The 24,161-nt window shown below is 67.7% G+C and carries 23 protein-coding genes; 15 read left to right on the top strand and 8 right to left on the bottom strand.

Translation table 11 applies throughout. From position 1 onward, the window contains the following. Nucleotides 1–242: 242 nt before the first annotated feature. The 6 genes from MFF58_RS04440 to recJ all read left to right on the top strand — a co-directional run bounded on the left by MFF58_RS04440 (nt 243) and on the right by recJ (nt 7,292). The gene (locus MFF58_RS04440) at nt 243–1,604 is read left to right on the top strand and encodes an ABC1 kinase family protein (RefSeq protein ID WP_238285613.1); all 1,362 of its coding nucleotides are present in this window, start codon (nt 243–245) and stop codon (nt 1,602–1,604) included. Between the two features lie 122 nt (nt 1,605–1,726). Then, nucleotides 1,727–2,020 (top strand): aa3-type cytochrome c oxidase subunit IV, encoded by a 294-nt coding sequence (locus MFF58_RS04435; protein ID WP_238285612.1) that lies wholly within the window; start codon nt 1,727–1,729, stop codon nt 2,018–2,020. A 206-nt stretch (nt 2,021–2,226) separates the two neighbouring features. Continuing rightward, nucleotides 2,227–3,456 carry a Re/Si-specific NAD(P)(+) transhydrogenase subunit alpha gene (locus tag MFF58_RS04430; RefSeq protein ID WP_238285611.1) on the top strand — a complete coding sequence of 410 codons (1,230 nt, stop codon included), beginning with the start codon at nt 2,227–2,229 and terminating at the stop codon, nt 3,454–3,456. Nucleotides 3,457–3,480: 24 nt separating this feature from the next. Continuing rightward, a complete protein-coding gene (locus MFF58_RS04425; protein ID WP_238285610.1) occupies nt 3,481–3,936 on the top strand; it encodes a proton-translocating transhydrogenase family protein in 456 nt (151 codons plus the stop codon). A 4-nt stretch (nt 3,937–3,940) separates the two neighbouring features. Next, nucleotides 3,941–5,338: an NAD(P)(+) transhydrogenase (Re/Si-specific) subunit beta gene (locus MFF58_RS04420; protein WP_238285609.1), complete on the top strand. Its 1,398-nt coding sequence runs from the start codon at nt 3,941–3,943 to the stop codon at nt 5,336–5,338. A gap of 136 nt (nt 5,339–5,474) precedes the next feature. Further along, entirely contained in the window at nt 5,475–7,292 is a 1,818-nt protein-coding gene (gene recJ, locus MFF58_RS04415; RefSeq protein ID WP_238285608.1) for a single-stranded-DNA-specific exonuclease RecJ, read from the top strand. Nucleotides 7,293–7,303: 11 nt separating this feature from the next. On the opposite strand, the gene MFF58_RS04410 is transcribed toward recJ, so the two are convergent. The 4 genes from MFF58_RS04410 to MFF58_RS04395 form a co-directional block, all read right to left on the bottom strand. Then, complete coding sequence (locus MFF58_RS04410) at nt 7,304–7,765, bottom strand: CAP domain-containing protein (protein ID WP_279603223.1); 462 nt, start codon at nt 7,763–7,765, stop codon at nt 7,304–7,306. A 161-nt stretch (nt 7,766–7,926) separates the two neighbouring features. Next, entirely contained in the window at nt 7,927–9,000 is a 1,074-nt protein-coding gene (locus MFF58_RS04405) for an HD-GYP domain-containing protein (RefSeq protein ID WP_238285606.1), read from the bottom strand. Between the two features lie 116 nt (nt 9,001–9,116). Continuing rightward, the gene (locus MFF58_RS04400; RefSeq protein ID WP_238285605.1) at nt 9,117–9,269 is read right to left on the bottom strand and encodes a hypothetical protein; all 153 of its coding nucleotides are present in this window, start codon (nt 9,267–9,269) and stop codon (nt 9,117–9,119) included. A 643-nt stretch (nt 9,270–9,912) separates the two neighbouring features. Further along, nucleotides 9,913–10,605, bottom strand: a complete 693-nt coding sequence (locus MFF58_RS04395) for a GntR family transcriptional regulator (protein WP_238285603.1) — start codon at nt 10,603–10,605, stop codon at nt 9,913–9,915. A gap of 479 nt (nt 10,606–11,084) precedes the next feature. Between MFF58_RS04395 and oxlT the strand changes: the two genes are divergently transcribed. Then, complete coding sequence (gene oxlT / locus MFF58_RS04390; RefSeq protein WP_238285601.1) at nt 11,085–12,362, top strand: oxalate/formate MFS antiporter; 1,278 nt, start codon at nt 11,085–11,087, stop codon at nt 12,360–12,362. 104 nt (nt 12,363–12,466) lie between these two features. Further along, on the top strand, nt 12,467–13,120 hold the full coding sequence (locus MFF58_RS04385) for a class II aldolase/adducin family protein (protein WP_238285600.1): 654 nt from the start codon (nt 12,467–12,469) through the stop codon (nt 13,118–13,120). A 200-nt stretch (nt 13,121–13,320) separates the two neighbouring features. Here the strand turns inward: MFF58_RS04385 and MFF58_RS04380 are convergent, their stop codons facing one another. Together MFF58_RS04380 and frc are read right to left on the bottom strand one after the other, a co-directional pair. Further along, entirely contained in the window at nt 13,321–14,253 is a 933-nt protein-coding gene (locus tag MFF58_RS04380) for a methionyl-tRNA formyltransferase (protein WP_238285599.1), read from the bottom strand. Nucleotides 14,254–14,419: 166 nt separating this feature from the next. Continuing rightward, a complete protein-coding gene (gene frc, locus MFF58_RS04375) occupies nt 14,420–15,697 on the bottom strand; it encodes a formyl-CoA transferase (RefSeq protein ID WP_238285598.1) in 1,278 nt (425 codons plus the stop codon). Between the two features lie 450 nt (nt 15,698–16,147). On the opposite strand from frc, the gene MFF58_RS04370 reads away from it, so the two are divergent. Beyond that, nucleotides 16,148–16,432, top strand: coding sequence for a hypothetical protein (locus tag MFF58_RS04370; RefSeq protein WP_238285597.1), 285 nt, complete (start codon nt 16,148–16,150; stop codon nt 16,430–16,432). A 244-nt stretch (nt 16,433–16,676) separates the two neighbouring features. On the opposite strand, the gene MFF58_RS04365 is transcribed toward MFF58_RS04370, so the two are convergent. Beyond that, on the bottom strand, nt 16,677–17,231 hold the full coding sequence (locus MFF58_RS04365) for a hypothetical protein (RefSeq protein WP_238285596.1): 555 nt from the start codon (nt 17,229–17,231) through the stop codon (nt 16,677–16,679). A 441-nt stretch (nt 17,232–17,672) separates the two neighbouring features. Between MFF58_RS04365 and MFF58_RS04360 the strand changes: the two genes are divergently transcribed. Genes MFF58_RS04360 through MFF58_RS04345 form a run of 4 tightly spaced genes read left to right on the top strand, consistent with a single transcriptional unit; the run spans nt 17,673 to nt 21,285 of the window. Beyond that, nucleotides 17,673–17,852: a hypothetical protein gene (locus MFF58_RS04360; protein ID WP_238285595.1), complete on the top strand. Its 180-nt coding sequence runs from the start codon at nt 17,673–17,675 to the stop codon at nt 17,850–17,852. Between the two features lie 48 nt (nt 17,853–17,900). After that, the gene (locus tag MFF58_RS04355; protein ID WP_238285593.1) at nt 17,901–19,775 is read left to right on the top strand and encodes an MHYT domain-containing protein; all 1,875 of its coding nucleotides are present in this window, start codon (nt 17,901–17,903) and stop codon (nt 19,773–19,775) included. A 2-nt stretch (nt 19,776–19,777) separates the two neighbouring features. After that, complete coding sequence (locus MFF58_RS04350; protein WP_238285592.1) at nt 19,778–20,224, top strand: response regulator; 447 nt, start codon at nt 19,778–19,780, stop codon at nt 20,222–20,224. Continuing rightward, a complete protein-coding gene (locus MFF58_RS04345; RefSeq protein WP_238285591.1) occupies nt 20,221–21,285 on the top strand; it encodes a response regulator in 1,065 nt (354 codons plus the stop codon). Before MFF58_RS04350 ends, MFF58_RS04345 begins: the two co-directional genes overlap by 4 nt. A gap of 9 nt (nt 21,286–21,294) precedes the next feature. Here MFF58_RS04345 and MFF58_RS04340 read toward each other — a convergent pair whose 3' ends face one another. Further along, on the bottom strand, nt 21,295–21,858 hold the full coding sequence (locus MFF58_RS04340) for a TetR/AcrR family transcriptional regulator (RefSeq protein ID WP_238285590.1): 564 nt from the start codon (nt 21,856–21,858) through the stop codon (nt 21,295–21,297). 97 nt (nt 21,859–21,955) lie between these two features. Here MFF58_RS04340 and MFF58_RS04335 point away from each other — a divergent pair, with 97 nt between their 5' ends. Further along, nucleotides 21,956–23,056: an efflux RND transporter periplasmic adaptor subunit gene (locus MFF58_RS04335; RefSeq protein ID WP_238285589.1), complete on the top strand. Its 1,101-nt coding sequence runs from the start codon at nt 21,956–21,958 to the stop codon at nt 23,054–23,056. After that, nucleotides 23,053–24,153, top strand: coding sequence for an efflux RND transporter periplasmic adaptor subunit (locus MFF58_RS04330; RefSeq protein WP_238285588.1), 1,101 nt, complete (start codon nt 23,053–23,055; stop codon nt 24,151–24,153). The genes MFF58_RS04335 and MFF58_RS04330 overlap by 4 nt, the downstream gene beginning before the upstream one ends. The last annotated feature ends 8 nt before the right edge of the window (nt 24,154–24,161 follow it).

Here is a 24,161-nt window from a genome sequence, read left to right as displayed (position 1 = left end):
CCGGACGTCCACCTTCCCGGGGATGATCCACCGCGAGGAGCGTGTCTTCGAGCCCGCTCCCAGGCGATCGTTGTGCTGCCGATTTGCGGCCGCGGGCCGGACGTGATCGACCGCGGTGGCGAGAGCCGCCGGATCCGGGGGCCCTGGCCCGTTTGAGCGCCCGCGGCGCAGGGACCCACGCCCCTGGCGCCTGCGCTGGCGCGGCATATCTCCCGCTCAGCAGCAGATAAGCAGATCGAGCGATGGCCGAGACCGACCGCGAAGCCAACCGGTTCACCGCCCGCGCGGGGCGCTACGCCAGCGTGGGAGCCAATGTCGGCGGCGTCGCCGCCCGCATGGCGATGTCGCGCCTGTTCGGGAAGGAGGGCACAACCAACGCGGCGGCTCTGGCCCAGGCGCTGGGCGGCCTGAAGGGCCCGATCATGAAGGTGGCGCAGCTACTCGCCACCGTGCCGGACCTGCTGCCGCCCGAATACGCCGCCGAACTCCAGAAGCTCCAGGCCGACGCCCCCCCGATGGGGGCCGCCTTCGTCCGGCGCCGGATGCAGTCCGAGCTGGGGGCCGGCTGGCAGGCCCGGTTCGGCAGCTTCGACCTGAAGCCTGCCGCGGCGGCCTCGCTGGGGCAGGTGCACCGTGCCAGCACGAAGGATGGCGTGCGGCTCGCCTGCAAGCTCCAATATCCGGACATGCAATCCGCGGTCGAGGCAGACCTGAAGCAGCTGGAAGTCGCCTTCGCGCTGCACCGCCGGATGAACTCCTGGCTCGACACGCGGGAGATCGCCAAGGAGATCGGTGCGCGCGTCCGCGAGGAACTCGATTACGAACGTGAAGCCAAGCACGCCGACCTCTACGCTGCCGTGCTGAAGGACATCGACGTCGTGCGCGTGCCGCGGGTGTTCCCCGAACTGTCGACCAAGCGCCTCCTGACGCTCGGATGGCTCGATGGGGACAAGATCCTGGGCTTTGCCGAGGAACCGGTGGAGGTGCGCAACCGGATCGCCCAGGCGATGTTCAAGGCGTGGTGGCATCCGTTCAGCCGCGCCGCGGTGATCCACGGAGATCCGCATCTCGGCAACTACACGGTCTTCTCGGACGGCGGGGAAGCGGCCGGCATCAATCTTCTCGACTACGGCTGCGTGCGCATCTTCCATCCGCGCTTCGTCGGCGGCGTGGTGGATCTCTATCGCGGCCTGCTGGAGAACGACGAGGCTCGCATCGTCCACGCCTACGAGGTGTGGGGCTTCCGCGACTTGGATCGAGAGAAGATCGAGATCCTGAACATCTGGGCGCGCTTCATCTACGGTCCGCTGCTGGAGGATCGCACCCGAACCGTCGCGGACGGCGTCAAGCCCGGCGAGTATGGCCGTCGTCAGGCCTTCGAGGTGCATCAAGCGCTCAAGGAGCGCGGGCCCGTGACCGTGCCGCAGGAATTCGTGTTCATGGATCGCGCGGCGGTGGGTCTCGGCGCCGTCTTCCTCCATCTGAAGTCGGAGCTTAACTACCACCGGTTGTTCGAGGCGGAGATCGAGCATTTCTCCCTCGATGAGTTGACTGCGCGGCAGGGCAGGGCACTCGCCGAGGCCCGCCTGCCGGAGCCCGCCTGACGCCACCCCGGGATCCACCGAGAGGCCAATCAACTTGCGTGCGTCCGATTGCGGCAGGTAAACGCTTGAGCTACATCCCACCCTGACCGCAAGAAGTCGCGTCTTAGGGATACGAGCGCACGATGGCTGAGAGTGACACGGTGGCCGGGCACACTTACAGCCCGGCGATGGACGCGAAGACCCACGAGCAGACTTATCGCGGCTTCGTCCGCTTCGTCGAGATCGGTACCGGCGTCGTGATCTGCTGGGTCCTCGCCCTCGCGATCGGCGGGATCCGCGAAGCTTGGCTTCTGGCCATCCTGGGCGTGATTGTGTCCGGTGCGGCGGGAGCGGTCGGCGCCCTGGCCCCGGCTGTCGGCTGGCGCGGCCCCCTCGTCGTGGCCATCCTGCTGCTGCTGTACCTGTTCTTTGCCTGATGCAGATGTGGCGGCCGCTCGGCCGCCCGGTCCTGCTGATCGACCCCGCGCATTCCGGTGCAGCGGGGTCAAATGCTTTGATATCGATTAGATTGGGCGCAAGTTACATTCGGCCCGGTTCCACCAACATAATTTAGGTCCGCCTCTCGAAAAGCGGCGCCGGTTCGCGCATTCGAGAAGCCGAGCTTACCGAGGGGAATCTGCGCATGCGCATCGCTGTGCTGTCCGAGACCGATTCCGCGGAGCCGCGCGTGGCCGCGGTCCCCGAGACCGTCAAGAAATTCAAGGCTCTCGGCGCCGACGTGGTGGTGCAGGCGGGTGCGGGCCGGAAGGCCGGCATCCTGGATGACGAGTACGAGGCCGCCGGCGCCCTCATCGCCGGGAGCGCGGCGGACGCCGCGGGCGATGCCGATCTCGTCCTGAAGGTCCGCCGTCCGAGCGCCGAGGAGCTGCCGCAGCTGAAGCGCGGCACCGCGGTGGTGGCGATCATGGATCCCTACGGCAACGAGGACGCGCTCAGGGCCATGGCCGATTCGGGCGTCGATGGCTTCGCCATGGAGCTGATGCCGCGAATCACCCGCGCTCAGGTCATGGACGTCCTCTCGTCCCAGGCCAACCTCGCCGGCTATCGCGCGGTGGTCGACGGCGCCGCAGAGTACGGGCGGGCCATGCCGATGATGATGACGGCCGCCGGCACGGTTCCGGCAGCCCGCGTCTTCGTCATGGGCGTCGGCGTCGCCGGCCTCCAGGCCATCGCGACGGCCCGCCGGCTCGGCGCGGTCGTGACCGCCACCGACGTGCGGCCGGCCACCAAGGAGCAGGTCGAATCGCTCGGCGCGAAATTCGTCGCCGTCGAGGACGACGAGTTCAAGCAGGCCGAGACTGCGGGCGGGTACGCCAAGGAGATGTCGGCCGGCTACCAGGCCAAGCAGGCGGAACTGGTCAAGGGCCACATCGCCAAGCAGGACATCGTCATCACCACCGCACTGATCCCCGGCCGACCGGCGCCGAAACTCGTCTCCGAGGAGATGGTGGCATCGATGAAGCCGGGCTCGGTCCTCGTGGATCTCGCGGTCGAGCGCGGCGGCAACGTCGCCGGTGCGAAGGCCGGCGAGGTCGTCACCAACGACCGCGGCGTGAAGATCGTCGGGCACGTCAACGTGCCGGGGCGCCTCGCCGCAACGGCGTCGAGCCTCTATGCGCGCAACCTCTATGCTTTCGTCGAGACGCTGATCGACAAGGAGACGAAAGCCCTGGCCATCAACTGGGACGACGAGTTGGTGAAGGCCACGAACCTGACCCGGGACGGCTCGGTCGTCCACGCATCCTTCCAGTCCAAGACCGATGGCGCCGCCTCGGAAGCCGCTTCCGTGGGTCTGGCCAAGTCGGAGGCCAACAAGGCTTCCGGCACGGCCGCCCCGGCGGGTGCGCAGTGAAGCCCGGCCGAGAGGAGTAGCAGAATGGCAAACGTCATCGTCCCTCCGGATCAGGCGGCCGATCAGGCGCGCGTGCTGGCTGATGCCGCCCGCGCCGCGGCCGCGGTGGCGCGCAACGCCGCCGATCAGGCGCAGGCCATCGCCGACGGCATGGGTCACGGACTCAGCGCCGCCACCGGCGGTGCGGTCGATCCCACCGTATTCCGGCTGGCGATCTTCGTGCTGGCGATCTTCGTCGGCTACTACGTGGTCTGGTCGGTGACGCCGGCCCTCCACACGCCGCTCATGTCGGTCACGAACGCGATCTCGTCGGTGATCATCGTCGGCGCCATCCTCGCCGTCGGTGTGCCGCTCATCGAGAAGGGCACTGGGCTGGCCCGGTTCTTCGGCTTCATCGGCATCGTGCTCGCCAGCGTGAACATCTTCGGCGGCTTCCTCGTCACGCAGCGCATGCTCGGCATGTACAAGAAGAAGGGCTGAGCTCGTGTCAGAGAACGTCTCCTCCCTTCTCTACATCGTCGCCGGCGTCCTGTTCATCATGGCGCTGCGGGGGCTTTCGCACCCCACCACCTCCCGGCAGGGCAACCTGTACGGCATGATCGGCATGGGTCTCGCGATCCTGACCACGCTGGTCGGCCATCCGCCGGCCGGCTTCGGCGCCTGGATCCTGGTGCTCCTCGGCCTCGGCATCGGTGGCGGTGCGGGCGCGGTGATCGCCAAGCGGGTGCCGATGACCGCCATGCCCCAGCTCGTGGCGGCGTTTCACTCCCTGGTCGGCCTCGCGGCCGTCTTCGTGGCGGCCGGCGCGCTCTACGCACCGCAGGCCTTCGGCATCATCGAGAACGGCCACTTCCACAAGCAGTCGCTGTTCGAGATGGGGCTCGGCGTCGCCATCGGCGCGATCACGTTCACCGGATCGGTGATCGCCTTCGCCAAGCTCGACGGGCGGATGTCCGGCAAGCCGATCATGCTGCCTCAGCGTCACCTCATCAACGCGCTGCTGGCGGCGGGCCTCGTCCTGCTGATCGCCCTGTTCATCGGCACCGAGTCGAAGGCGATCTTCTGGCTGATCGTTCTCGCCTCGCTGGTGCTGGGCGGCCTGATCATCATCCCGATCGGCGGCGCCGACATGCCGGTGGTCGTGTCGATGCTCAACTCCTACTCGGGCTGGGCGGCCGCCGGCATCGGCTTCACCCTGGGCAACCTCGCGCTGATCATCACCGGCTCGCTGGTGGGCTCCTCGGGCGCGATCCTCTCCTACATCATGTGCCACGCGATGAACCGGTCATTCATCTCGGTGATCCTCGGCGGCTTCGGCGGCGACACCGCCGTGGCCGGCTCGGGCCAAGTCGAGACGCGGCCCGTCAAGCAGGGGTCGGCCGATGACGCGGCCTACATCATGAAGAACGCCGAGCGGGTCATCATCGTCCCGGGCTACGGCATGGCGGTCGCCCAGGCGCAGCACTCCCTGCGCGAGATGGGCGACATGCTGAAGAAGGAAGGCGTCGACGTGAAGTACGCCATCCACCCGGTGGCAGGCCGTATGCCGGGCCACATGAACGTGCTGCTCGCCGAGGCGAACGTGCCCTACGACGAGGTGTTCGAGCTGGAGGACATCAACGGCGAGTTCCCGCAGGCGGATGTGGCCTTCGTGATCGGCGCCAACGACGTCACCAACCCGGCGGCGAAGACCGACAAGACGTCGCCGATCTACGGCATGCCGATCCTCGACGTGGAGCGGGCCAAGACCGTTCTGTTCATCAAGCGCGGCATGGGGTCGGGCTATGCGGGCGTCGAGAACGAAGTGTTCTTCCGCGACAACACGATGATGCTGTTCGGTGACGCCAAGAAGGTCGTCGACACCATCCTGAAGTCCCTCTGACAGATCGCATCCCGGCAGCCGCGACGGGGCGGGCCGCAAGGTCCGCCCTTTTGCGTTGCAGCTGTGGCGGTTTCGGTGATGCGGTGTTGCGGACCTGCGCGGGATTTGGTGATCAACCCGGTGTAGGGTGGCGTCCGTGTCCTGCGCCCCGTCCCTCACCGAACTCCCGCCTTACCTGGGTGTCGCCGCGTCCGTGACCGGACGGCGCTGGCAGGAGCGCTGCGCCGGGGGCGTCGGTCAGAACCACATCGCCAAGATGGTCCAGGCCTATGGGCTGCCGGAGCTGCTGGCCCGGGTGTTGGCCGGCCGCGGCGTCGTCCCGGACGACGTGGATCGTTTCCTGGCTCCGCGCCTGCGCGATCTGATGCCCGATCCGCACGTGCTGCTCGACATGGATGCGGCTGCCCGGCGCCTCGCTGACGCGGTGCGACGCGGCGAGACCGTGGCGGTTTTTGGCGACTACGACGTGGACGGCGCCGCGAGCGCGGCGATGCTGGCGGGCTACCTGCGCGGGCTCGGTCTCCACGCGCCCATCCACATCCCCGACCGGATTACGGAGGGGTACGGTCCGAACATCGGGGCGATCGAGGCCCTTGCCGCCGACGGGGCGACCCTTCTGGTCTGCGTCGATTGCGGCACCAGCGGTCATGGACCGCTGGCGGGAGCCGAGAAATTAGGTCTCGACGTCATCGTCCTCGATCACCACGCCGCCAGCGAGATCCTGCCACCCGCCCGTGCCGTGGTGAATCCCAACCGGCTCGACGATCTGTCCGGCCTCGGCCATCTCTGCGCGGCCGGGGTGGTGTTCCTGACCTTGGTCGCTCTCAGCCGCGTCCTGCGGCTGGAAGGATTCTTCGAACCGAACCGGCCGGAGCCGGCACTGACCGATTTCCTCGATCTCGTGGCGCTGGCGACCATCGCCGACGTGGTGCCGCTGGCCGGCCTGAACCGCGCCTTCGTCACCCAGGGCCTGACCGTGATGCGGCATCGCGGTCGCACCGGGCTGGCGGCGCTTCTCGACGCCGCGTCCCTCAGTGAGCCGCCCGAAGCGTGGCATCTCGGCTTCGTGCTCGGCCCGCGCATCAACGCCGGTGGGCGTATCGGCGACTCAGCCCTCGGTGCCCGCCTGCTCACGACGGCGGATCCCGCCGAGGCCGTTCGGATCGCCGCCGATCTCGACCGCCTGAACCGGGAGCGCCAAGCTATCGAGGCACAGGCCGTAATGGAGGCCGAGGCGGAGATGGACCGCATTCTGACCTCCGATCCGGCCCGGTCGGTTCTGGTCACCGGCGACGCGGCGTGGCACCCGGGCGTGGTCGGGCTCATCGCGTCGCGGCTGAAGGAGCGCTTCAACCGCCCGGCTTTCGCCTTCGCGATCCGGCCGGACGGCAGCGCAACCGGTTCGGGCCGATCGATTCCCGGTGCCGATCTCGGATTCGCGGTCCGGGCCTGCGTCGAGGCCGGGCTCGCCAGCAAGGGCGGCGGACACGCCATGGCGGCGGGCGTGACCGTCCGCGCCGACGACATTCCGCGGTTCGAGGCCCATCTCTCCATGCTGCTCGCCGCGAGCGTCGCCGTCTCCCGCGCGGCCGACGCGCTGCTGATCGACGGCGGTCTCAGCGCGGGCGGAGCCACCGCCGAGACGGTTCGGCTGCTGGGACGGGCCGGCCCGTTCGGACAGGGATCCCCTGAGCCGATCTTCGCCCTCGGCCGTCACCGGCTCGTCGATGCCGGGATCGTCGGTTCAAGTCACGTCCGGGCGCGGCTGCGCAGCCGTGACGGGCAGGCGGTCGGCGCCATCTGCTTCCGGGCTGCGGAGAGGCCCCTCGGCCGCGCGCTGCTCAACGGAATCGGTCGCGAGATGCACGTGGCCGGGACGCTGTCGTGCGACCGTTGGCGCGGTGCCGAGCGGGCGCAACTCCGCATCGTGGATATGGCGCCCGCGGACGGCTGATCGCCGAAGTCTCAGGTGCCGGCCATCACCAGGGCCCAGAATCGCTTGTAGCGCGTTCCCGGCGCGTCCACGCGGGCGATGCCGATCCGGCGAATCTGGGGGAGCAGCATGTTCTTGTTATGCTCGGGGCTGGCTCTCCACCGGGCCAGGACCTGCTCGAGCGTCTCGGAGCCCGCACTCAGGTTCTCGGCCGCATACGACTTGGCCAAGCCGATCGAATTCATGCGTGACGTGAAGCTGCCGCCAATCTCGTGACTGAGCTGCCCGTGGCGGGCATTGTTGCCGGCCTGAAAGGCGGCCGCCTTCACCAGGGTGGAATCGACGATCACCGGACTCAGGCCATGCTGGACACGGTAGGCCGAGATTGCTGCCGCAGCCGCCACTTCATCGAGCACCGCCGTGTGGGTGGCGTTCTCGACGGACGTTTCCGGTCCGACGGAGAGGCCGCCACATCCCGTGAGGGCTAGTGTCATCGTGAGGGCGAGGGCGAGGGAATGCTTCTGCACGGTTCGGTTTGCGCGCTGTCAGGAATGGTCGGCCTCCGTCGCGGCCGGTTGCGGCGGAAACGCGGCGGCGTCGCGCCGCTCCATCCGTTCCCGAAGCGGCGTGACGGCGGTGCAACGCCGGCGCGCGGTCAGGCCGCCAGCGCCTCGCCGCCGAGCATTACGGGCGCGAAGACGCGCAGAAGGTCGGGATCCAGGTGCCCGGAATTGTCGAGCATGATTGCCAGCGCCTCGGCAGCGCTGGCCGGCTGCCGATATGTCCGACGTTCGGTGAGCGCCGAGAAGACGTCGCAGATCGAGACGATGCGCACCAGATCCCGGATCGCCGGGCCGGCCAACCGATCCGGGTAGCCCTTGCCGTCGAGGCGCTCGTGATGGTGCCGCACCACGTCGATCACCGTCTCCTCGAAATCGCCCTGGACCCGCAGCAGCTCGGCGCCGATCTCGGGGTGACGCTGCATCAGGCGGAACTCTTCCGGCGTGAGCGGACCCGGCTTGTTGAGGATCTCGACCGGGATCCGCGATTTGCCGATGTCGTGCAGGAGGGCTGCGCGAACGAGCAGCCGCAGGTCGGCGCGGCTCAAACCGATCTGCGCGCCGAAGGTGGCGGCGTGGCCGGCGACGCCCAGGGTGTGCTGATAGACACCGATATCGTGGCGCCAGACTTCCGTGAGCCACGTCATGATGCCGACCTCCGAGACGGACGCGAGCACGAGCTCGGTTCCCCGCTCGACGTCGGCCTGCTGGAGCCCGGCACCCAGGGCTGCACTGTCGAACAGTTCCGAGACGATCGCGGTGGCGCCCGTTACGCGCTCGACGAGCCGACGCTTGCGCAGCTCACCGGAGCGGGTCGCCTCCTCGATCATCGCGAACACGTTCGCCAGCACGACCTGACGGGGTGCCGCAGCCGGAAGCTGACGGAGATGGGGCGCGGCCGGCGCGGGTTCCCCCCGGACGAGCACCAGCCGGGGAAGGGGGAGCCCGCGATGGCTCAGAGCCAGATCCAGCCTCGCAGCCTGGGTCGGTGGCAAATCGAGGATGACGAGGTGCGGCCGTTCCTTCGGAACGGGTTTGTCCGCCGCCATGGCCCTGCAATCCATGACCAGGGCGATGGCCCGTTGGAGCGCCGTGCGCTCCGAGGGCCGATCGGAGATCAGCAGAACGAAGGGGCCGTCCGACGACTGTGATGCAACGCCGAGAGCCAACGCGGTCGCTCCCTGGCCCGCATGGTCAACGATGCACCGACATTAGCCTGATTTCTTAAGGAAAGCGTTAACCCTACGCATTCCTCGGGAGATCCACTCGGTTCCGCAGTCGAGTGTCAGGCCAGCTTCGCCGTTCCGACGTCGCGGGCGGCTGCGACGGAGGTCGAGCCCGTGTCGGAAGCCGGGCTCAGGAAGTCGGCGTACTTCACAGTCAGCAGCGCCTGGCAGGCGGCGAACGCAGCGAAGATGACGAGGAAGCTGGCGATCATCGGGGCACTCCGTCTGAGGCGCGTCGCCTCTTGATGTTGCGATGCGACAAATGCCATGCCGCTCTGCAAACTGGTATGCCAGATAACGAATACCGCGCATGCGAACCGTGCATGCGCGCCGCGCTGATTGTCTCAAGCCGGGTCCCAACATGCGCTGCACGGTTGGGTTGAGGCGCTTGAAACTGCTCCAGCGTCCACGATGCGATGGTGCGACGCGAACGACGCGGCGTCATCACCAGGGTTCCTCGGCGTATTTGTCCGCCGTCTTGCGAGGCTGTGGGGGGCGCGACCTCGACCGTCGTCGCTGCGTGGACGGCGAGCCGTGGGGCACCGTTCAACAGCCCCTGGGGACTCGACAGCGTTGCTTCTGTACGCATGCCTTAGAGGCAGCGACAGCCACATGCGGATTGCCCCGCAACTGCCTGCATCCCGTTAACTGGGTTTCCGGAGCCGAAGCCCAGCCGTGAAAACCGGCTGTCGTGAATCCTGTTCGGCTGGGCCTACGAAAGGTCACCCAAGCACCGAAGGCCGCCGGTCGCTCCATCTGTGCCTCCGCATCCCACACGGTCGTGAGAGGCCGCGGCCGCAATCGGGGGCAGGAGCCGTTGGGCACGCGGTCAACGACCGCGCGCCGGCGCTCGAATCAGTCCAGGTAATCCCCATACGTGTCGACGTGGTGGGCAAGGCCAAGACCGTGCTCGCGGACGAGGCGCTCGGCGAGGTCGGCATCGCGCGCCTCCAGCGCGGCGATGATCGCCACATGTTCCCGGATCGATCGTTCGGCCCGGTCGCCCTGACGGAGTGCCGTGCTCCGGATGCCGCGAACATGCATCAACAGGTTGCTGGTCAGATCCGCGATCGCGTCGCAGTGACCGAGCGCGATGATCCGCTGGTGGAAGCGGATATTCGCGTCGGAGTATTCGTCGATGTGCTCGGAGGGCTGGCCTTCGTAGAATTCCGGGAACGATTCGCGCAGCGACCGCAGCTGCGAGTCCGTGGCGCGGCTGCAAGCGAGGCGGGCCGCCATGCTCTCCAGCGCCGTCCAGGCGTGGATCATGCTGACGATCTCGCGCTTATTCTTCTTGATGACGAAGACGCCGCGCCGCGCCTCGGAACGCACGAAGCCCTCCTGCTCAAGAACGGTCAACGCCTCCCGCACGGGTGTACGGCTCACGCCGAGATCCTGCGACAGCTTCCGCTCGTCGAGCCGCACCTCATCCGGACGCCCGTAGATATCCATGTTGGTGATGGCCGTCTTGAGCGCCTCGTAGGCCAACGTCCGGAGACTGGAACTGGCGACGATCGGCTTCACGCTCAACGGTTCAGAGTTCGACATCCCTCGTCCAGTCGCCCCACGCGTATGATTTCCCGCACGCATTCTCTGTCGTGCGCTCTAAAGCGAACTACCGCAAACCTTGACCAGATCCTAGTCAATTGCAGCCCGGCCCCACAGACCTGTGAAGGAGACCGCACCTGATCCCGGCGCGAGCCGCCGAAGCGCGGTCCACCGCGCGGCGAAATTCGGCCACGTCCGGCGAGAGGGTTTAATCCAGCCCGACATTCCGGTATTTTTCTGCAGGTTCGATTGACACGCGGCAGCGGGATCAGCACCATCCTGCTGGCATACCGTCGACCACCCGGTATTCGTTGATATTGAGCGTGGCGCGTGCCGGAGTAGTTCAGAGATTATTTGGTCGCGAGCCAAGAATTTTTATACGAACGGCTTTCGGATTGTTCTGCCACAGCACGCCTCGGCAGGGCATAGGAAGCCGTCATCAGGAACGGCAACAAGAACACTGCCAAGGAGGGATGGTTATGTCCGAGATCCACAAACCGGTGGGAAGCGGCCGATGGCTGCAACTCGCCTTCGGCGTGATCTGCATGTGCATGATCGCCAACATGCAGTACGGCTGGACGTTCTTCGTCAACCCGATGCAGGAGCGTCACGGCTGGGACCGAGCCGCCATCCAGGTGGCCTTCACGCTCTTTGTCGTCACCGAGACTTGGCTGGTGCCGATCGAGGGCTGGTTCGTCGATAAGTACGGTCCGCGCATTGTCACCCTGTTCGGCGGCCTGCTGTGCGGCATCGCCTGGGTGATCAATTCCTACGCCGAAACGCTCACCGTCCTCTACATCGCCGCGGCGATCGGCGGGACGGGCGCGGGCGCGGTGTACGGCACCTGCGTCGGCAACTCGCTGAAGTGGTTCCCGGATCGCCGCGGGCTCGCCGCCGGCATCACCGCCATGGGCTTCGGCGCCGGCTCGGCCCTGACCGTCGTGCCGATCCAGGCGATGATCAAGTCGCAGGGCTACGAGGCGGCGTTCTTCTACTTCGGCATCGGGCAGGGCGTGATCGTCATGCTGATCGCCCTGTTCCTGCGCTCTCCGATCAAGGGACAGGTCCCGGAAGTCGCGCGCGTCAGCCAGTCGAAGCGCGATTACAAGCCCGCCGAGATGGTGCGCACCCCGATCTTCTGGGTGATGTACGCCATGTTCGTCATGATGGCCGCCGGCGGCCTGATGGCGACTGCGCAGCTCGGCCCGATCGCGAAGGACTTCAAGATCGCCGACGTGCCGGTCTCGCTGCTGGGCATCACCCTGCCGGCGCTGACCTTCGCGGCGACCCTCGACCGGGTGCTCAACGGCGTCACGCGGCCCTTCTTCGGCTGGGTCTCCGACCATATCGGTCGCGAGAATACGATGTTCATCTCCTTCGCGATCGAGGGCGTGGGCATCTATGCGCTGAGCCAGTTCGGCGACAACCCGATCGCCTTCGTCCTGCTGACCGGCCTCGTGTTCTTCGCCTGGGGCGAGATCTACTCCCTGTTCCCGGCAACGTGCGGCGACACCTTCGGATCTAAATACGCCGCCACGAATGCCGGCCTCCTCTATACCGCCAAGGGCACGGCGGCGCTCATCGTGCCCTACACCAGCGTCCTGACGACCATGACGGGGAGTTGGCACGCGGTGTTCCTGGCGGCTGCGGCCCTCAACATCTTCGCGGCCCTGCTCGCCCTCTTCGTCCTCAAACCGATGCGAGCGGCCTACACCAAGAAGCCCGATGTGAGCCTCGCGCCGGCCCTGGCGCAGTAGTCCGGCCTTCGAACCTCCACCGCGATCCGCCAAAGAGCCCGGCGCCGTCTTTACGGCGCCGGGCTTCCTGCATAACCGGGACTCCGACGCACCGGAGATCGGGCATGGAAACGGACGAGCGCAGCGCACGGGAGAGCGTCGTGGCGGCGGCGCGGGCGATGGACGCGCAGGGCTTGAACCGGGGTACCTCGGGCAACGTCTCGCTGCGCTTCCGTGATCGCCTCCTGATCACGCCCTCCGGTCTTCCCACCGCCCGGATGGGTCCGGACGACGTGGTCCCGCTCAAATTCGACGGCACGCACCCGCCGGACCAGAGGCCGTCTTCCGAATGGCGCTTCCACCGGGACATCCTGGCGTCCCGACCAGAACTCGCCGCCGTCGTCCACGCGCACCCGATCCACAGCACCGCCTTCGCCATGTGCGGGCGGGAGATCCCGGCGGTGCACTACATGATCGCGGCTTTCGGCGGTCCGAACGTGCGGTGCGCGCCCTATGCGGCCTATGGCACGGCGGAGCTCTCCGAGCTGGCCCTGGCCGCGCTCGCCGGAAGAAACGTCTGCCTCCTGGCCAATCATGGAATGATTGCGGCCGGGGAGAGCCTGGAGAAGGCACTCTGGCTCGCGGTCGAGCTGGAAACGCTGTGCCAGCAATACGCCGTGGCGCTTCAGGTGGGCGCGCCGATGATCCTGTCCGACCATGAGATCGGTCAGATCGTCGAACGATTCCGCGGTTACGGGCTCAACGCGTCGAAACCGTGAGGCACGCGGGATCCGCGGTCGCGCGCGTTCGTCTCTTCACTGGGGCGCCCCTGCACGTCGGGGATCGAGGGACCCCCCCTGCGGCACGCCTGAAGCTCTCGGACCTTCGGGCAAGGCTGCCGTGGAGCGCACGAAAAGGGTCCGAGCCTGCACGATCGGCGCATGCAGGCGCGCCGATCACGGGCTGACCCGGCGGCGATTTAACGGCCGAGAACCTGACCGACGGAGAGCCCAACCTCGCGGGCGTAATCGGCTGCCGAAACTTTTTTGCCGCCCTCGGCCTTCACCTTGCTCACCCGGATCTGGCCGCCCTGGGCACACACGCTGAATCCGTCGTCGTCGACGGCGATCACCTCGCCGGGCTTGCCCTTCACCTCGGAGAGGCGGCGCACCGGCTGCAGTCTGGAATCGAAGATCTGCAGCTTCTTGCCATCCACGGTCGTCCAGGCACCGGGAGCGGGATTGGCGGCCCGGATCAGGTTGTAGATCTGCTCGGCGTGGGACGACCAACGGATCTCGGCCTCCGCGGCGCGGAACCAGCCTTCGTAGGTGGCGGCGTCCTCCTCCTGATCGATCTCGACGTGCTGGCCGGCGACGACGAGGTCGGCCGCCTCCAGCATCGCCTCGACGCCCATCGGGAACAGGTTCTCGAAGTAGATGTCGCCGAGGGTCGCATGGGCCCCGATCGGGCAGGATTTCTGCAGGATCACCGGCCCCTCGTCGAGGCCGTCGGTGGGCCGGAAGATCGTGAGCCCCGTCTGCAGCTCGCCCCTGGCGATCGGCCAGTTGATCGAGGACGGCCCGCGGAAACGCGGCAGCAGGCTCGGATGGTATTGGATGGTGCCGTGCTTCGGGATGTTCACGAAGCTCTGCGGTGCGAATTGCAGCACGTAGGCCATGATGCCGATATCGGCGCTCAATCCGCCCATCGCCGCCTCCGCCTCCGCGCTCTTGAGGCTCGGAAACTGGAAGACCTTCAGGCCCTTCTCCTCGGCGGCCAACCTCAGGACATCCGGCTTGGCGCCGGGCTTCTCCGGAGCGCAGAACACCCCGGCCACCTCGTCGCCCCGCTTGAGGAACGCCTCGAGGACGGCCTTTCCGAAATCCTGCTGTCCGATGAAGGCGATGCGCATGCGATCTCCTGGGCGTCACTCCCGCGTGGCGCGGGCAGCGATCTGAAAGGCGGGATCGAGGAAGGTCGACGTATGCCGGAGCGTCGACCGTTGCAGCTTGGCGGCCGGCGATGAACGCGCGAGCGGCGAAGGTCCGGTGACCTCGCGCCGCCCCCGCAGGACAGCGTCACTCCGCGGCGATCTTCTGCACCGCGCCGATGGCCCCGGACTCGGCGATTTCGCCGACTTCCGTCTCCGAGTATCCGAGCACGTCACGCAGGATCTCGTCGGTGTGCTCGCCCAGAAGCGGCGACCGCTTGACCTCGCTCGGGCTCGCCGAAAGCTTGATGGGATTACCTACGGTCAGGTACTTGCCGCGCGTCGGATGATCGACTTCCACGATGGTGCCGGTCTTCCTCAGGGCCTCGTCCTCGGCGATTTCCTTCATCGACAGGATCGGGCCGCACGGGATGTCGTGCTTGTTCAAGGTATCCATCGCCTCGAACTTGGAGACCTTCATCGTCCACGCTTCGATCCGCGTGAAGATCTCGTTGAGGTGCGGCAGGCGGGCCTTCGGGGTCGCGTAGTTGGGATCGGTCTTCCAGTCGGGCTCGCCGATGATGTCGCAGATCGGGTCCCACACCGCCGCCTGCGTGATCACGTAGATGTAGGCGTTGGGATCCTGCTCCCAGCCCTTGCACCGCAGGATGCGTCCCGGCTGACCGCCGCCGGAATCGTTGCCGGCACGGGGGGTGGCCTCGCCGAACGGGATGCCCTCGCCGAACTGGCTGTATTCCTTTAGCGGGCCGTGCTCCAGGCGCTGCTGGTCGCGCAGCTTCACGCGGCACAGGTTGAGCACGCCGTCCTGCATGGCGCAGTCGACCTTCTGACCGAGGCCCGACTGGGTGCGGTGGTAGAGGGCGGTGACGATGCCGAGGGCGAGGTGCAGGCCGGTGCCGGAATCGCCGATCTGCGCTCCCGTCACCATCGGGATGCCGTCCCGGAAGCCGGTCGTCGAGGCGGATCCGCCGGCGCACTGGGCGACGTTCTCGTAGACCTTGCAGTCTTCATAGCGACCGGGGCCGAAGCCCTTCACGGAGGCCAAAATCATCCGCGGGTTCGCTTCGTGGATCTTCTCCCAGGTCAGACCCATGCGGGCCAGCGCCCCCGGCGCGAAGTTCTCGACCAGAACGTCGCATTCCTTGATGAGGCGCCAGAGCACCTCCTTGCCCTTCGCGTTCTTCGAATCGAGCGTGATCGAACGCTTGTTGTGGTTCAGCATCGTGAAATAGAGACTGTCCACTTCAGGAAGATCCTGGAGCTGCTGTCGCGTCGCGTCGCCGACGCCCGGCCGCTCGACCTTGATCACGTCCGCGCCGAACCAAGCCAGCAGCTGGGTGCAGGTCGGACCCGATTGGACGTGGGTGAAGTCCAGGATGCGGACGCCTTCGAGGGCCTTGGTCATGATCGGTCTCGGAGTTGGAAGCGGTTCGGGATTGCGGGGGAACGGATCAGGCCGCTCAGACTGGTTCCAGGATGCCCTCGGGAGGCTGCGACCGGCAACGGGCGCCGCGACGGTATGCGCGGCCCATCCTTCGAGGGATCATGTCTGCACTCCCTGTCAAAGCGCGGTCTCGTCGTGTCGCGACACCGTCGTTTGGACCCGGCGTGACGAGTCCGGCGATTTGTATACCACATGCCATCATTCGGAAGCGAGTGCCTATTGTGTGCGGCCCACGCCCGCTCAACGCGCAACCGTAGGCTGACAATCCAGCTACCTCAACAAGTCCGCATGTCTCGGACCTCTGCTATGTGCCGCAGCCCTTGGCTTTCGTCCGTACGCGGTCCATGATTTCGTCAAAATTGCCGACCCGCAGGGGTGGCGAAACGATGCAACGCTGAACGAGGAACGCCCATGCTCGCCAGCACCAGCCTTATCAAATCGTCCTGGATCGCCGTCGATGTGGACCATGATCGCGCAGAGCGCGTGCTCGTGGTCGAAACGTACATTGCCGTCAGCCCGCTGGAGCCGAATTTCGACGCCGCGCAGTACGAGCGCGTGCTGGCCTGCGTGCAGAACGTCCTCAAAACCCATCCGGAGATCGACCGCGCCTCGATCCTGAGCATGCACCGCGGCTCCGGCTGCACGGCCCTGTTCCGTGATCCGCCCGCATCGGCCAAGCAACCGGCGGCGGCCTGAGGGGGGCGAAACTCCGCGGTCCTCTTCTTTCGGGGAGGGGGTCGTGAAGTCCATCGTCCGGAGCCGCGCGCGGAAGCGTCTCGGGAGTTCCGCGTCGACGGGGCGGGTGAGCCGCCGGCCACAATGCGCGCGACAAGCCCGCACCCTGCGCGTGGGACGAGGCCATTCAGGCCGGCGCGCCGGCCCGTCGCGAAGCCGCGGGATCGCTGAAGCCGATGAATCCGGTCCGGGACCGCGACGCCGCCTAAGCCTTGCCGGACGTATCCGGAGGTTCCAGCGCGACCCGGGCCGCGTGGAACCACCAGAGCGGAATATCGCGGTTGGCTTTGGCAAGATCCGAGGCCCAACCTTCCTTGGGCATCACGTCGGCCCGGTCGGCGAACAGGCGAAGCGCGCTTTCGGCCCGCTCCCGGCGGGCTCGCTCCTGGATCGCCTCGCGCTCGGCGGAGGCTCGGGCATCCGCATGCTCGACCAACCGGCGCGTCGCCAGATCATCCGCGTCGAAAGCGAAGTGCTGCCAGAACGCCTCCGCTTCGCGCGCGACATCCCGCTCACGCCGCATCGTGGCGAGCGCCTCTTCTGCGGCAGCGCAGGCAGCCTCGGCTGCATGATGCGCGGCATCGGCTGCGTCACGCGCGGCCTCCGCCGCCTCGGCCCGCGCGAGCATCCGGTTGTTGGCCTCGAGAAGCTCGCGTTCCCGGTCGGGTGCCATCCGCTGGCGACGCAACACCCGTAATTCCTCGTCGTCGGCCGACCGCGCCGCCGCGTCGACCAGGAACGCCGCGAGGGGGCCCGCCAAGACGACGTCGGCGCGGTGAAGGAAGCGCTCCCGAAGGTCGGACCTCGCTCCGTCGAGGGATTCGTCGTCCCAGGGGGGATATTCCGCGACGCTCTGATCGGAATCGTACAGAGCCCGTGCGAGGGTCGTACGCAGCTGGTCCGGGGACGGCGTCGCGGGGTGTTCGTTCATGAAGCTGCATGGTCGATGAGGAGCGACGAAGCCTACAACGCGCGAGAACCGCAGGAGAGGCCATGCCGCTGCGACGAACCGGAATTTTTATTTCGCGCCGTTGCCGGATCGAGATTTCTGCGCGGTCATCCAGCGTCCATCGCAGCGTCACGGCAGGAGAGCGATGAAACCATCAGCTTTTCCTATACCGGTTCATAATCCAGATACGGCTCGCTAGAACTTCATCGTTGTCGTTCCCCCAGGGGAAGATCGAGCTGAACACCTGGCGCAATGCTGGAAGGTCATTGCGCGGCGCTGGCTTCGGCGCCGTTGACCGAGGCGAATGCCTTTCCGACGCTGGTGCGCGGGGTGAATACGGACCGGTCATGGGACCGGCTGCAACGTGGCGGTCTTGTTGACCGCATCGGCGACGCCCAGGGGCGGTTCAACCCGGATGGCGGTCGCGAATAACACCGGCTACATGCGGATCCACGCAGATCGCGCGTCGATGCCTTCAGAATGGTCCATACCGGCTTCAATCCGGCGCTCGTCGCCCTGTCGATCGGCCTCGCGGTCTTCGCCTCGTACACCGCGCTGGACCTCGGGGCCCGGGTCCGCGGGCCCGTCGCGGGTCCGCGTTGGCCGTGGGTGGCCGGTGCCGCCGTGGCCATGGGGGGCGGCATCTGGTCGATGCACTTCGTCGGCATGCTCGCCTTCGAGATGGGTCTGCCGGCGGATTACGATCTCGGCGTCACGCTCCTCTCCCTCGTCATCGCGGTGGCTGCGACCGGAGCGGGTTTCGCCTGGGTAGCCCGGACGGGCGGCAGTCCCGACGGCGTGCTGGTCGCTGGCCCGCTGATGGGCCTCGGTGTCGCCGGGATGCACTACACCGGCATGGCGGCGCTCCGGATACCGGGACACCTTTCCTACAGCCCTTCCATCGTCGCCGTCTCGATCGTGATCGCCGTGACAGCCGCGACCGCCGCCCTGTGGCTCGCCTTCCGCCAGCACGGCGTCGCGCAGAAACTGGTGGCTGCCTGCATCATGGGCATCGCGGTGGCCGGGATGCACTATACCGGAATGGCCGCGGCGACCGTTACGGCGTCCGACGCCGCCGCGCATGCCGGGATGGCGAAGGCGGGTCAGGAGAGCCTCGCCGTCTACGTCGCCGGCACGACCTTCCTCATCCTGTTCCTCGCAATGCTCGCCTCCTCCCTCGATCAGCAGCGGGTCCAGCAGGATCTGCAGGCGAGCGAGGCGCGCTTCCGTGCGGCCGTGCAGGCCGTGCGCGGAGTCCTCTGGACCAACGATGCCGAGGGCCGGATGGTGGGCGAGCAGCCCGGCTGGAGCGCCATCACCGGGCAGACGCGCGCGCAGTACGAGGGGTTCGGCTGGGCCGACGCGGTCCATCCCGACGACGTGAAGTCGTCGGTCGAGACCTGGAACGCCACCGTCAGCGCCCGGCGAACCTACGTTCACGAGCATCGGGTCCGATCGCGCGACGGGACGTGGCGGCACTACGCGATCCGTGCGGTCCCGGTCCTCGACCGACGCGGCGCCATCCGGGAGTGGGTCGGGGTCCATACCGACATCACAGAGCAGCGCGAGGCCGAAGCGGAGCTGAGGGAATCAAACGAGGAGATCCAGCGCTACGCCTACATCGTCAGCCACGATCTGCGCGCGCCCCTGGTCAACGTGATGGGGTTCACGAGCGAGTTGGACTCCGCGCGGCTCGAGATCGGTGCGGCACTGGGTGACCACCCGGATGCTGCGCGGCTCGACGCGGATTTCGCGGAGGCGCTGGGTTTCATCAAGGCTGCCGTGAACCGAATGGAGGCGCTGATCGCCGCCATCCTGAAGCTGTCCCGCGAGGGCCGTCGGCAGTTCACGCCGGAACACCTCGACATGGCGGCCGTGCTCCAGGCCGTTGCGGACGCGCTCCGGCACCAGGCCGAAGCCGCCGGTGCCCACGTGATCATCCCGGCAACTCTGCCGGGCATCGTCGCCGATCGCCTCGCGGTCGAGCAGATCTTCGGCAACCTGCTGGACAACGCGATCAAGTACCTCGACCCGTCTCGCCCGGGACGGATCGCCGTCACGGCCCGCTCGACCGGCCCCCGCGGCATCTGCTTTTCCGTCACCGACAATGGCCGCGGGATCGCGGAGCGGGATCACGCCCGGGTCTTCGAGCTGTTCCGGCGCTCGGGCGCTCAGGATCGCCCCGGCGAAGGCATCGGCCTCGCCCACGTCAAGGCACTCGTGCGCTCCCTCGGCGGACGGATCGACGTCAGCTCGACGCTGGGGAAGGGAACCACGTTCGACGTGACCTTGCCGTCCCGGGCGGCTAATGCGGACCTGGAGGCCGTGGAGCCGACGCCCATGGCCGCCGAATGAGCATGGAGCGCCCCGTGCATCCCGTCAGTATCGTGATGATCGAAGATGACGAGGGCCACGCCCGGCTCATCGAGCGCAACATCCGACGGGCCGGCGTCAACAACGAGATCGTGCCATTCCGGGACGGCACCTCGGCGCTCGCATACCTGCTGGGGGCGGACGGGTCCGGAGAGGCGAGCGCGAAGCGCCACCTGCTCATCCTTCTCGACCTCAACCTGCCCGACATGACCGGTCTCGATATCCTCGAGACGGTCAAGGCGAACCCGCACACTCGGCGCTCCCCCGTGGTGGTGCTTACGACGACGGACGACAGCCGCGAGATCCAGCGGTGCTACGATCTCGGAGCGAACGTCTACATCACGAAGCCGGTCAACTACGAGGGCTTCGCCAACGCGATCCGGCAGCTCGGGCTGTTCTTCTCGGTCATGCAGGTCCCCCAGAACCCATGAGCCGCGAGCGCCCCGACGCGGATGCCCCGACCGCCGCGGCGCGCATCCTGTACATCGACGACGATCCCGGCCTCGGCCGCCTGGTCAAGCGCTCGCTCGAGGCGCGGGGCTACGCGGTCGAGCTCTGCGAGAGCGGCGCCGACGGTCTGGCACGCTTGGCCGCGGGCGGGATCGACGCGGTGGCGCTCGATCATCACATGCCCGGCCAGACCGGGCTCGACCTCCTGCCCGAGATCCGCGCCTTGCCGCAGGCGCCGCCCGTCATCTACGTGACCGGATCTGAAGACAGTCGCGTCGCCGTCGCCGCGCTGAAGGCCGGAGCGGTCGACTACGTCTGGAAGGATGTCCAGGGCCAGTTTCGCGAGCTTCTGGGCGAGGCGGTCGCCACGGCGCTGCGGCAGGAGACCCTGCGGCGGGACAAGGAGCGGGCGGAGGCCGAGATGCGGGAGGCCCGCGACCGGGCCGAGCTGCTGCTGCGCGAGGTCAACCACCGGGTCGCCAACTCGCTCGCCCTGGTGGCGGCGCTGGCGCATATGCAGCGCAACGCGGTGACCGATCCGGCCGCCAAGGCGGCGCTCGACGAGATGCAGGCGCGGATCTCGGCGATCGCCGGCATCCACCGTCGGCTCTACACCTCGGACGACGTCGAGAGCGTGGAGTTGGACGCCTATCTCGGTAGCCTCGTGGAAGAGCTGCAGGCCGCGATGCGGGCGAGCGGCCGGGATCACCCGATCCGTCTGCGGGCCGCACCGGTTCGGCTGTCCACCGACAAGGCGGTGTCGGTGGGTGTGGTCGTCACCGAATTGGTGACCAACGCGTACAAGTACGCCTATCCGCTGGGCACGTCGGGCGAGATCCGCGTCGAGGTGGCGCGGGATGCCGCCGACACGATCCTGCTCGCCGTCGAGGACGACGGCATCGGGTGGACCGGGGAGGGACCCGTCCGCGGAACGGGGCTCGGATCGCGGATCGTGCGGGCCATGGCGACCAACCTGCGCTCGGCGCTTTCCTACGTCCCCGGGCGCCCGGGGACCCGCGCGGTGCTGGCGTTCCAGGCCTGACGGCGGATCTCAGCGGTCTGACCGCTGCGCGATCCGCTCCAAGGCGTCGAGCATCGGCGCGACGTCCGCGTCGCGGAGCTGATGGAAGCCGAGCGCACGGCCCATGAACAGGCCCAGGATCGCGAAGAAGAGCACCGAGCCCTCTCCGGGACTGGCACCCGCGACGGCTTCGAGGCGCCCCAGCTGCTCGGCCACGAAAGCCTTGTAATCCTTTTGCGCCTCCGGAGATTCCATCGAGGCCAGCAGCAGCGCGTGCGAGGACTCGTCGTCGTCGCAGTAATGCCCACGGACATGGGCCACCAGCGCCCGGGGAAGTTGCGACGGTCCGGGTGGAATCTCGGCCTCGCAGGCGGCCAGTTCCGCGCGTAGCTGCGTCAGCTTCCGCGTGACCAGGGCCAGGATGAGGGCCTCCTTCGACGCGTAGTGATGCAGCACCCCGCCCTTGCTCAGGCCGGCTTCCGCCGCGACCGCATCGATGGTCAGCCCGCGCGCGCCGGCCTTCAAGAGGACTGCGGCTGCCGCTTCGAGGATGATCTCCGGACGCTCGACGAGCCGCCTGCGCTTCGCTTCCATCACTCACCTGCGTTAAAAACCGACTGGACGGTATGTAGTGGATCGGCTAGGACGACGCCACGCAATCTGCACGAGCCCGGCCGGGATGGTCGACCGCATGATCCGCAAAGCCAATCTACGTCCTGTCGCGTATATTCTTGCGATAACCGCCTTCGGCGGTATTGGGTGCGCGCAGGGTGAGACGGCAACCGTCGACCCAACCGTGGTGCGCGTCCGGGTCGTGGAGGCCCGGCGTACGCCCGTGGCGCTCGACGTGGTGCTGACGGGTGACATCCAGGCTCAGGCACAGGTCAACGTGTCGTTTCGGACGAGCGGAAAGGTGGCCGAGCGTCGGGTGGAAATCGGCGACCACGTCGAGGCCGATCAGGTCCTCGCCAGCCTGGAGCCCCTGACCCAGCAGGCCAATCTCGACAACGCCAAGGCTGCACTCACGTCGGCAGAAGCCCTTCAGACCCAGGCCAAGATGTCCTTCGAGCGGCAGAAGCAGCTTCTGGCCGGCGGCTTCACGACGCGCTCCACCTACGACAACGCGGAGCAGGAACTGCGCACCACGCAGGCTTCGGTCGAGTCCGCCAAGGCCGCCCTCGGGACCGCGCAGGAGCAGTTCTCCTACACGGAATTGCGTGCGGGGGTCGCGGGGATCGTCACGAGCCGCAGCTTCGAGGTCGGTCAGGTGGTGCAATCGGGCCAGACCGTCCTGGCCGTCGCCCAGGACGGTCCGCGGGACGCGGTCTTCAACGTGTACGAATCACTGACCACCAAGCCCCCGTCCGGCGACGCCGTCGTGATCACCCTGCAGGCCGACCCGACGATCGCCACGACCGGGATTGTCCGCGAGATCTCGCCGACCGTCGACGCATCGACCGGCACGGTCCGCGTCAAGATCGGACTCACCAAGACGCCGCCCGCCATGGGTCTCGGCGCCGTTGTGGTCGGGCGCGGTCGCTTCGCACCCCACGACGCCGTGGAACTGCCCTGGTCCGCACTGTACCGCTACGACGGCCATCCCGCTGTCTGGATCTACGACCCGGCCCGGAACACCGTCGCGGTCCGCATAGTCGAGATCGATCGCTTCGGCCCCGACATCATCGCGCTGAGATCGGGTGTCGAGCCGGGTGAGCGTGTCGTGGTCGCCGGCATCCAGTTCCTGCGGCCCGGGCAGGTCGTCCGCGCCACCGATTTGGGGGGGCGACCATGATCGTGCGGTCCATCCTGGCCATCGGCCTTAGCGCGGGATTTCTGTGCGGCTGTGATGGGCGCGGCGATGAGGCGCGCGATCCCTCGTCCGGCCCGGTTCGACCGGTGCTCACCCAGGTCGCCGAGCCGATCGATACGATCACCTTCGGCCCGTTCGCCGGAACGATCGAGCCGCGCTACCAAGCTCAGCTCGGCTTCCAGATTCCTGGCCGGATGGTCGGGCGCGACGTGACGGTCGGCGACATCGTCAAGAAGGGCCAGCGTCTCGCGGCCCTCGACGTCATCGTCACGCGCTTCGATCTGACCCGCGCCGAGGCCGATCTCGCCGATGCCCGCGCCCAGGCCGAGAACGCCGAGGCCGCGGAGGCGCGAACCCGCCGGTTGATGACCGGCAACAGCGTCGCGCAAGCCACCCTCGATCAGGCGGTGGCCAAGCGTGAGACCGCCCGGGCGCGGGTCGATCAGGCCCTGGCGAGTCTGCAGAAAGCCCGCGACCAGCTGGGCTACACCGCGCTGAAGGCCGAGTTCGACGGCGTGGTCACGCAGCGCCTCGCCGAAGTCGGGCAGGTGCTGAGCGCAGGGCAGGGCGTCGTGACCGTGGCACGACCGGACGTTCGCGAGGCCGTGGTCGATATCCCGGAGGCCTACGTGGGCGCGATGCCGGCGGAAGGCGTCTTCACAATCGCCCTCCAGAGCGCGCCGGACGTGACCGCGCGCGGGCGCGTGCGGGAGGTGTCGCCCCTCGCGGAATCAGGGACTCGCTCGAAGCGCATCCGGATTACCCTCGAGGATCCGAACGCGGCGTTCCGCCTGGGTTCGACCATCAACGTCTCGCTGGCCCGGGCGGTGCCGCCCCACATTCTGCTGCCCGCCTCGGCTCTGCTCGACGAGGGTGGCCGCCCCTCGGTCTGGGTGGTCGCCAGGGATGGCAAGACGGTGATGCGCCGCGACGTCACGCTGGCGGAGCACCGGCGCGCGGCGGAGGCGGGCCGGATCGCCGTCACCGCGGGGCTCCAGCCGGGCGACAGGGTCGTGATCGCCGGTGTCCACGCACTCGCAGAAGGCCAAGCCGTGCGCCTGACCGACGGCGCCGTCTGAGCTGACCG

The organism is Methylobacterium longum (genome assembly GCF_022179385.1).
GTDB classification, from domain to species: domain Bacteria; phylum Pseudomonadota; class Alphaproteobacteria; order Rhizobiales; family Beijerinckiaceae; genus Methylobacterium; species Methylobacterium longum.
The sequence above is the reverse complement of the archived record's forward strand: the minus strand, read 5'-3'. Positions and strand labels throughout refer to the sequence as shown.

What these genes read in the sequence shown, in the direction of transcription:
- MFF58_RS04340 (WP_238285590.1), bottom strand. Translation starts at nt 21,858, where the DNA reads ATGGAAGCGAAGCGCAGGCGGCTCGTCGAGCGTCCGGAGATCATCCTC.
- MFF58_RS04370 (WP_238285597.1), top strand. Translation starts at nt 16,148, where the DNA reads ATGCTCGCCAGCACCAGCCTTATCAAATCGTCCTGGATCGCCGTCGAT.
- MFF58_RS04435 (WP_238285612.1), top strand. Translation starts at nt 1,727, where the DNA reads ATGGCTGAGAGTGACACGGTGGCCGGGCACACTTACAGCCCGGCGATG.
- MFF58_RS04345 (WP_238285591.1), top strand. Translation starts at nt 20,221, where the DNA reads ATGAGCCGCGAGCGCCCCGACGCGGATGCCCCGACCGCCGCGGCGCGC.
- MFF58_RS04395 (WP_238285603.1), bottom strand. Translation starts at nt 10,605, where the DNA reads ATGTCGAACTCTGAACCGTTGAGCGTGAAGCCGATCGTCGCCAGTTCC.
- MFF58_RS04430 (WP_238285611.1), top strand. Translation starts at nt 2,227, where the DNA reads ATGCGCATCGCTGTGCTGTCCGAGACCGATTCCGCGGAGCCGCGCGTG.
- MFF58_RS04360 (WP_238285595.1), top strand. Translation starts at nt 17,673, where the DNA reads ATGCTGGAAGGTCATTGCGCGGCGCTGGCTTCGGCGCCGTTGACCGAG.
- MFF58_RS04410 (WP_279603223.1), bottom strand. Translation starts at nt 7,765, where the DNA reads ATGACACTAGCCCTCACGGGATGTGGCGGCCTCTCCGTCGGACCGGAA.
- MFF58_RS04350 (WP_238285592.1), top strand. Translation starts at nt 19,778, where the DNA reads ATGGAGCGCCCCGTGCATCCCGTCAGTATCGTGATGATCGAAGATGAC.
- MFF58_RS04385 (WP_238285600.1), top strand. Translation starts at nt 12,467, where the DNA reads ATGGAAACGGACGAGCGCAGCGCACGGGAGAGCGTCGTGGCGGCGGCG.
- frc (WP_238285598.1), bottom strand. Translation starts at nt 15,697, where the DNA reads ATGACCAAGGCCCTCGAAGGCGTCCGCATCCTGGACTTCACCCACGTC.
- MFF58_RS04425 (WP_238285610.1), top strand. Translation starts at nt 3,481, where the DNA reads ATGGCAAACGTCATCGTCCCTCCGGATCAGGCGGCCGATCAGGCGCGC.
- MFF58_RS04440 (WP_238285613.1), top strand. Translation starts at nt 243, where the DNA reads ATGGCCGAGACCGACCGCGAAGCCAACCGGTTCACCGCCCGCGCGGGG.
- MFF58_RS04335 (WP_238285589.1), top strand. Translation starts at nt 21,956, where the DNA reads ATGATCCGCAAAGCCAATCTACGTCCTGTCGCGTATATTCTTGCGATA.
- oxlT (WP_238285601.1), top strand. Translation starts at nt 11,085, where the DNA reads ATGTCCGAGATCCACAAACCGGTGGGAAGCGGCCGATGGCTGCAACTC.
- MFF58_RS04380 (WP_238285599.1), bottom strand. Translation starts at nt 14,253, where the DNA reads ATGCGCATCGCCTTCATCGGACAGCAGGATTTCGGAAAGGCCGTCCTC.
- MFF58_RS04330 (WP_238285588.1), top strand. Translation starts at nt 23,053, where the DNA reads ATGATCGTGCGGTCCATCCTGGCCATCGGCCTTAGCGCGGGATTTCTG.
- MFF58_RS04355 (WP_238285593.1), top strand. Translation starts at nt 17,901, where the DNA reads ATGGTCCATACCGGCTTCAATCCGGCGCTCGTCGCCCTGTCGATCGGC.
- MFF58_RS04400 (WP_238285605.1), bottom strand. Translation starts at nt 9,269, where the DNA reads ATGATCGCCAGCTTCCTCGTCATCTTCGCTGCGTTCGCCGCCTGCCAG.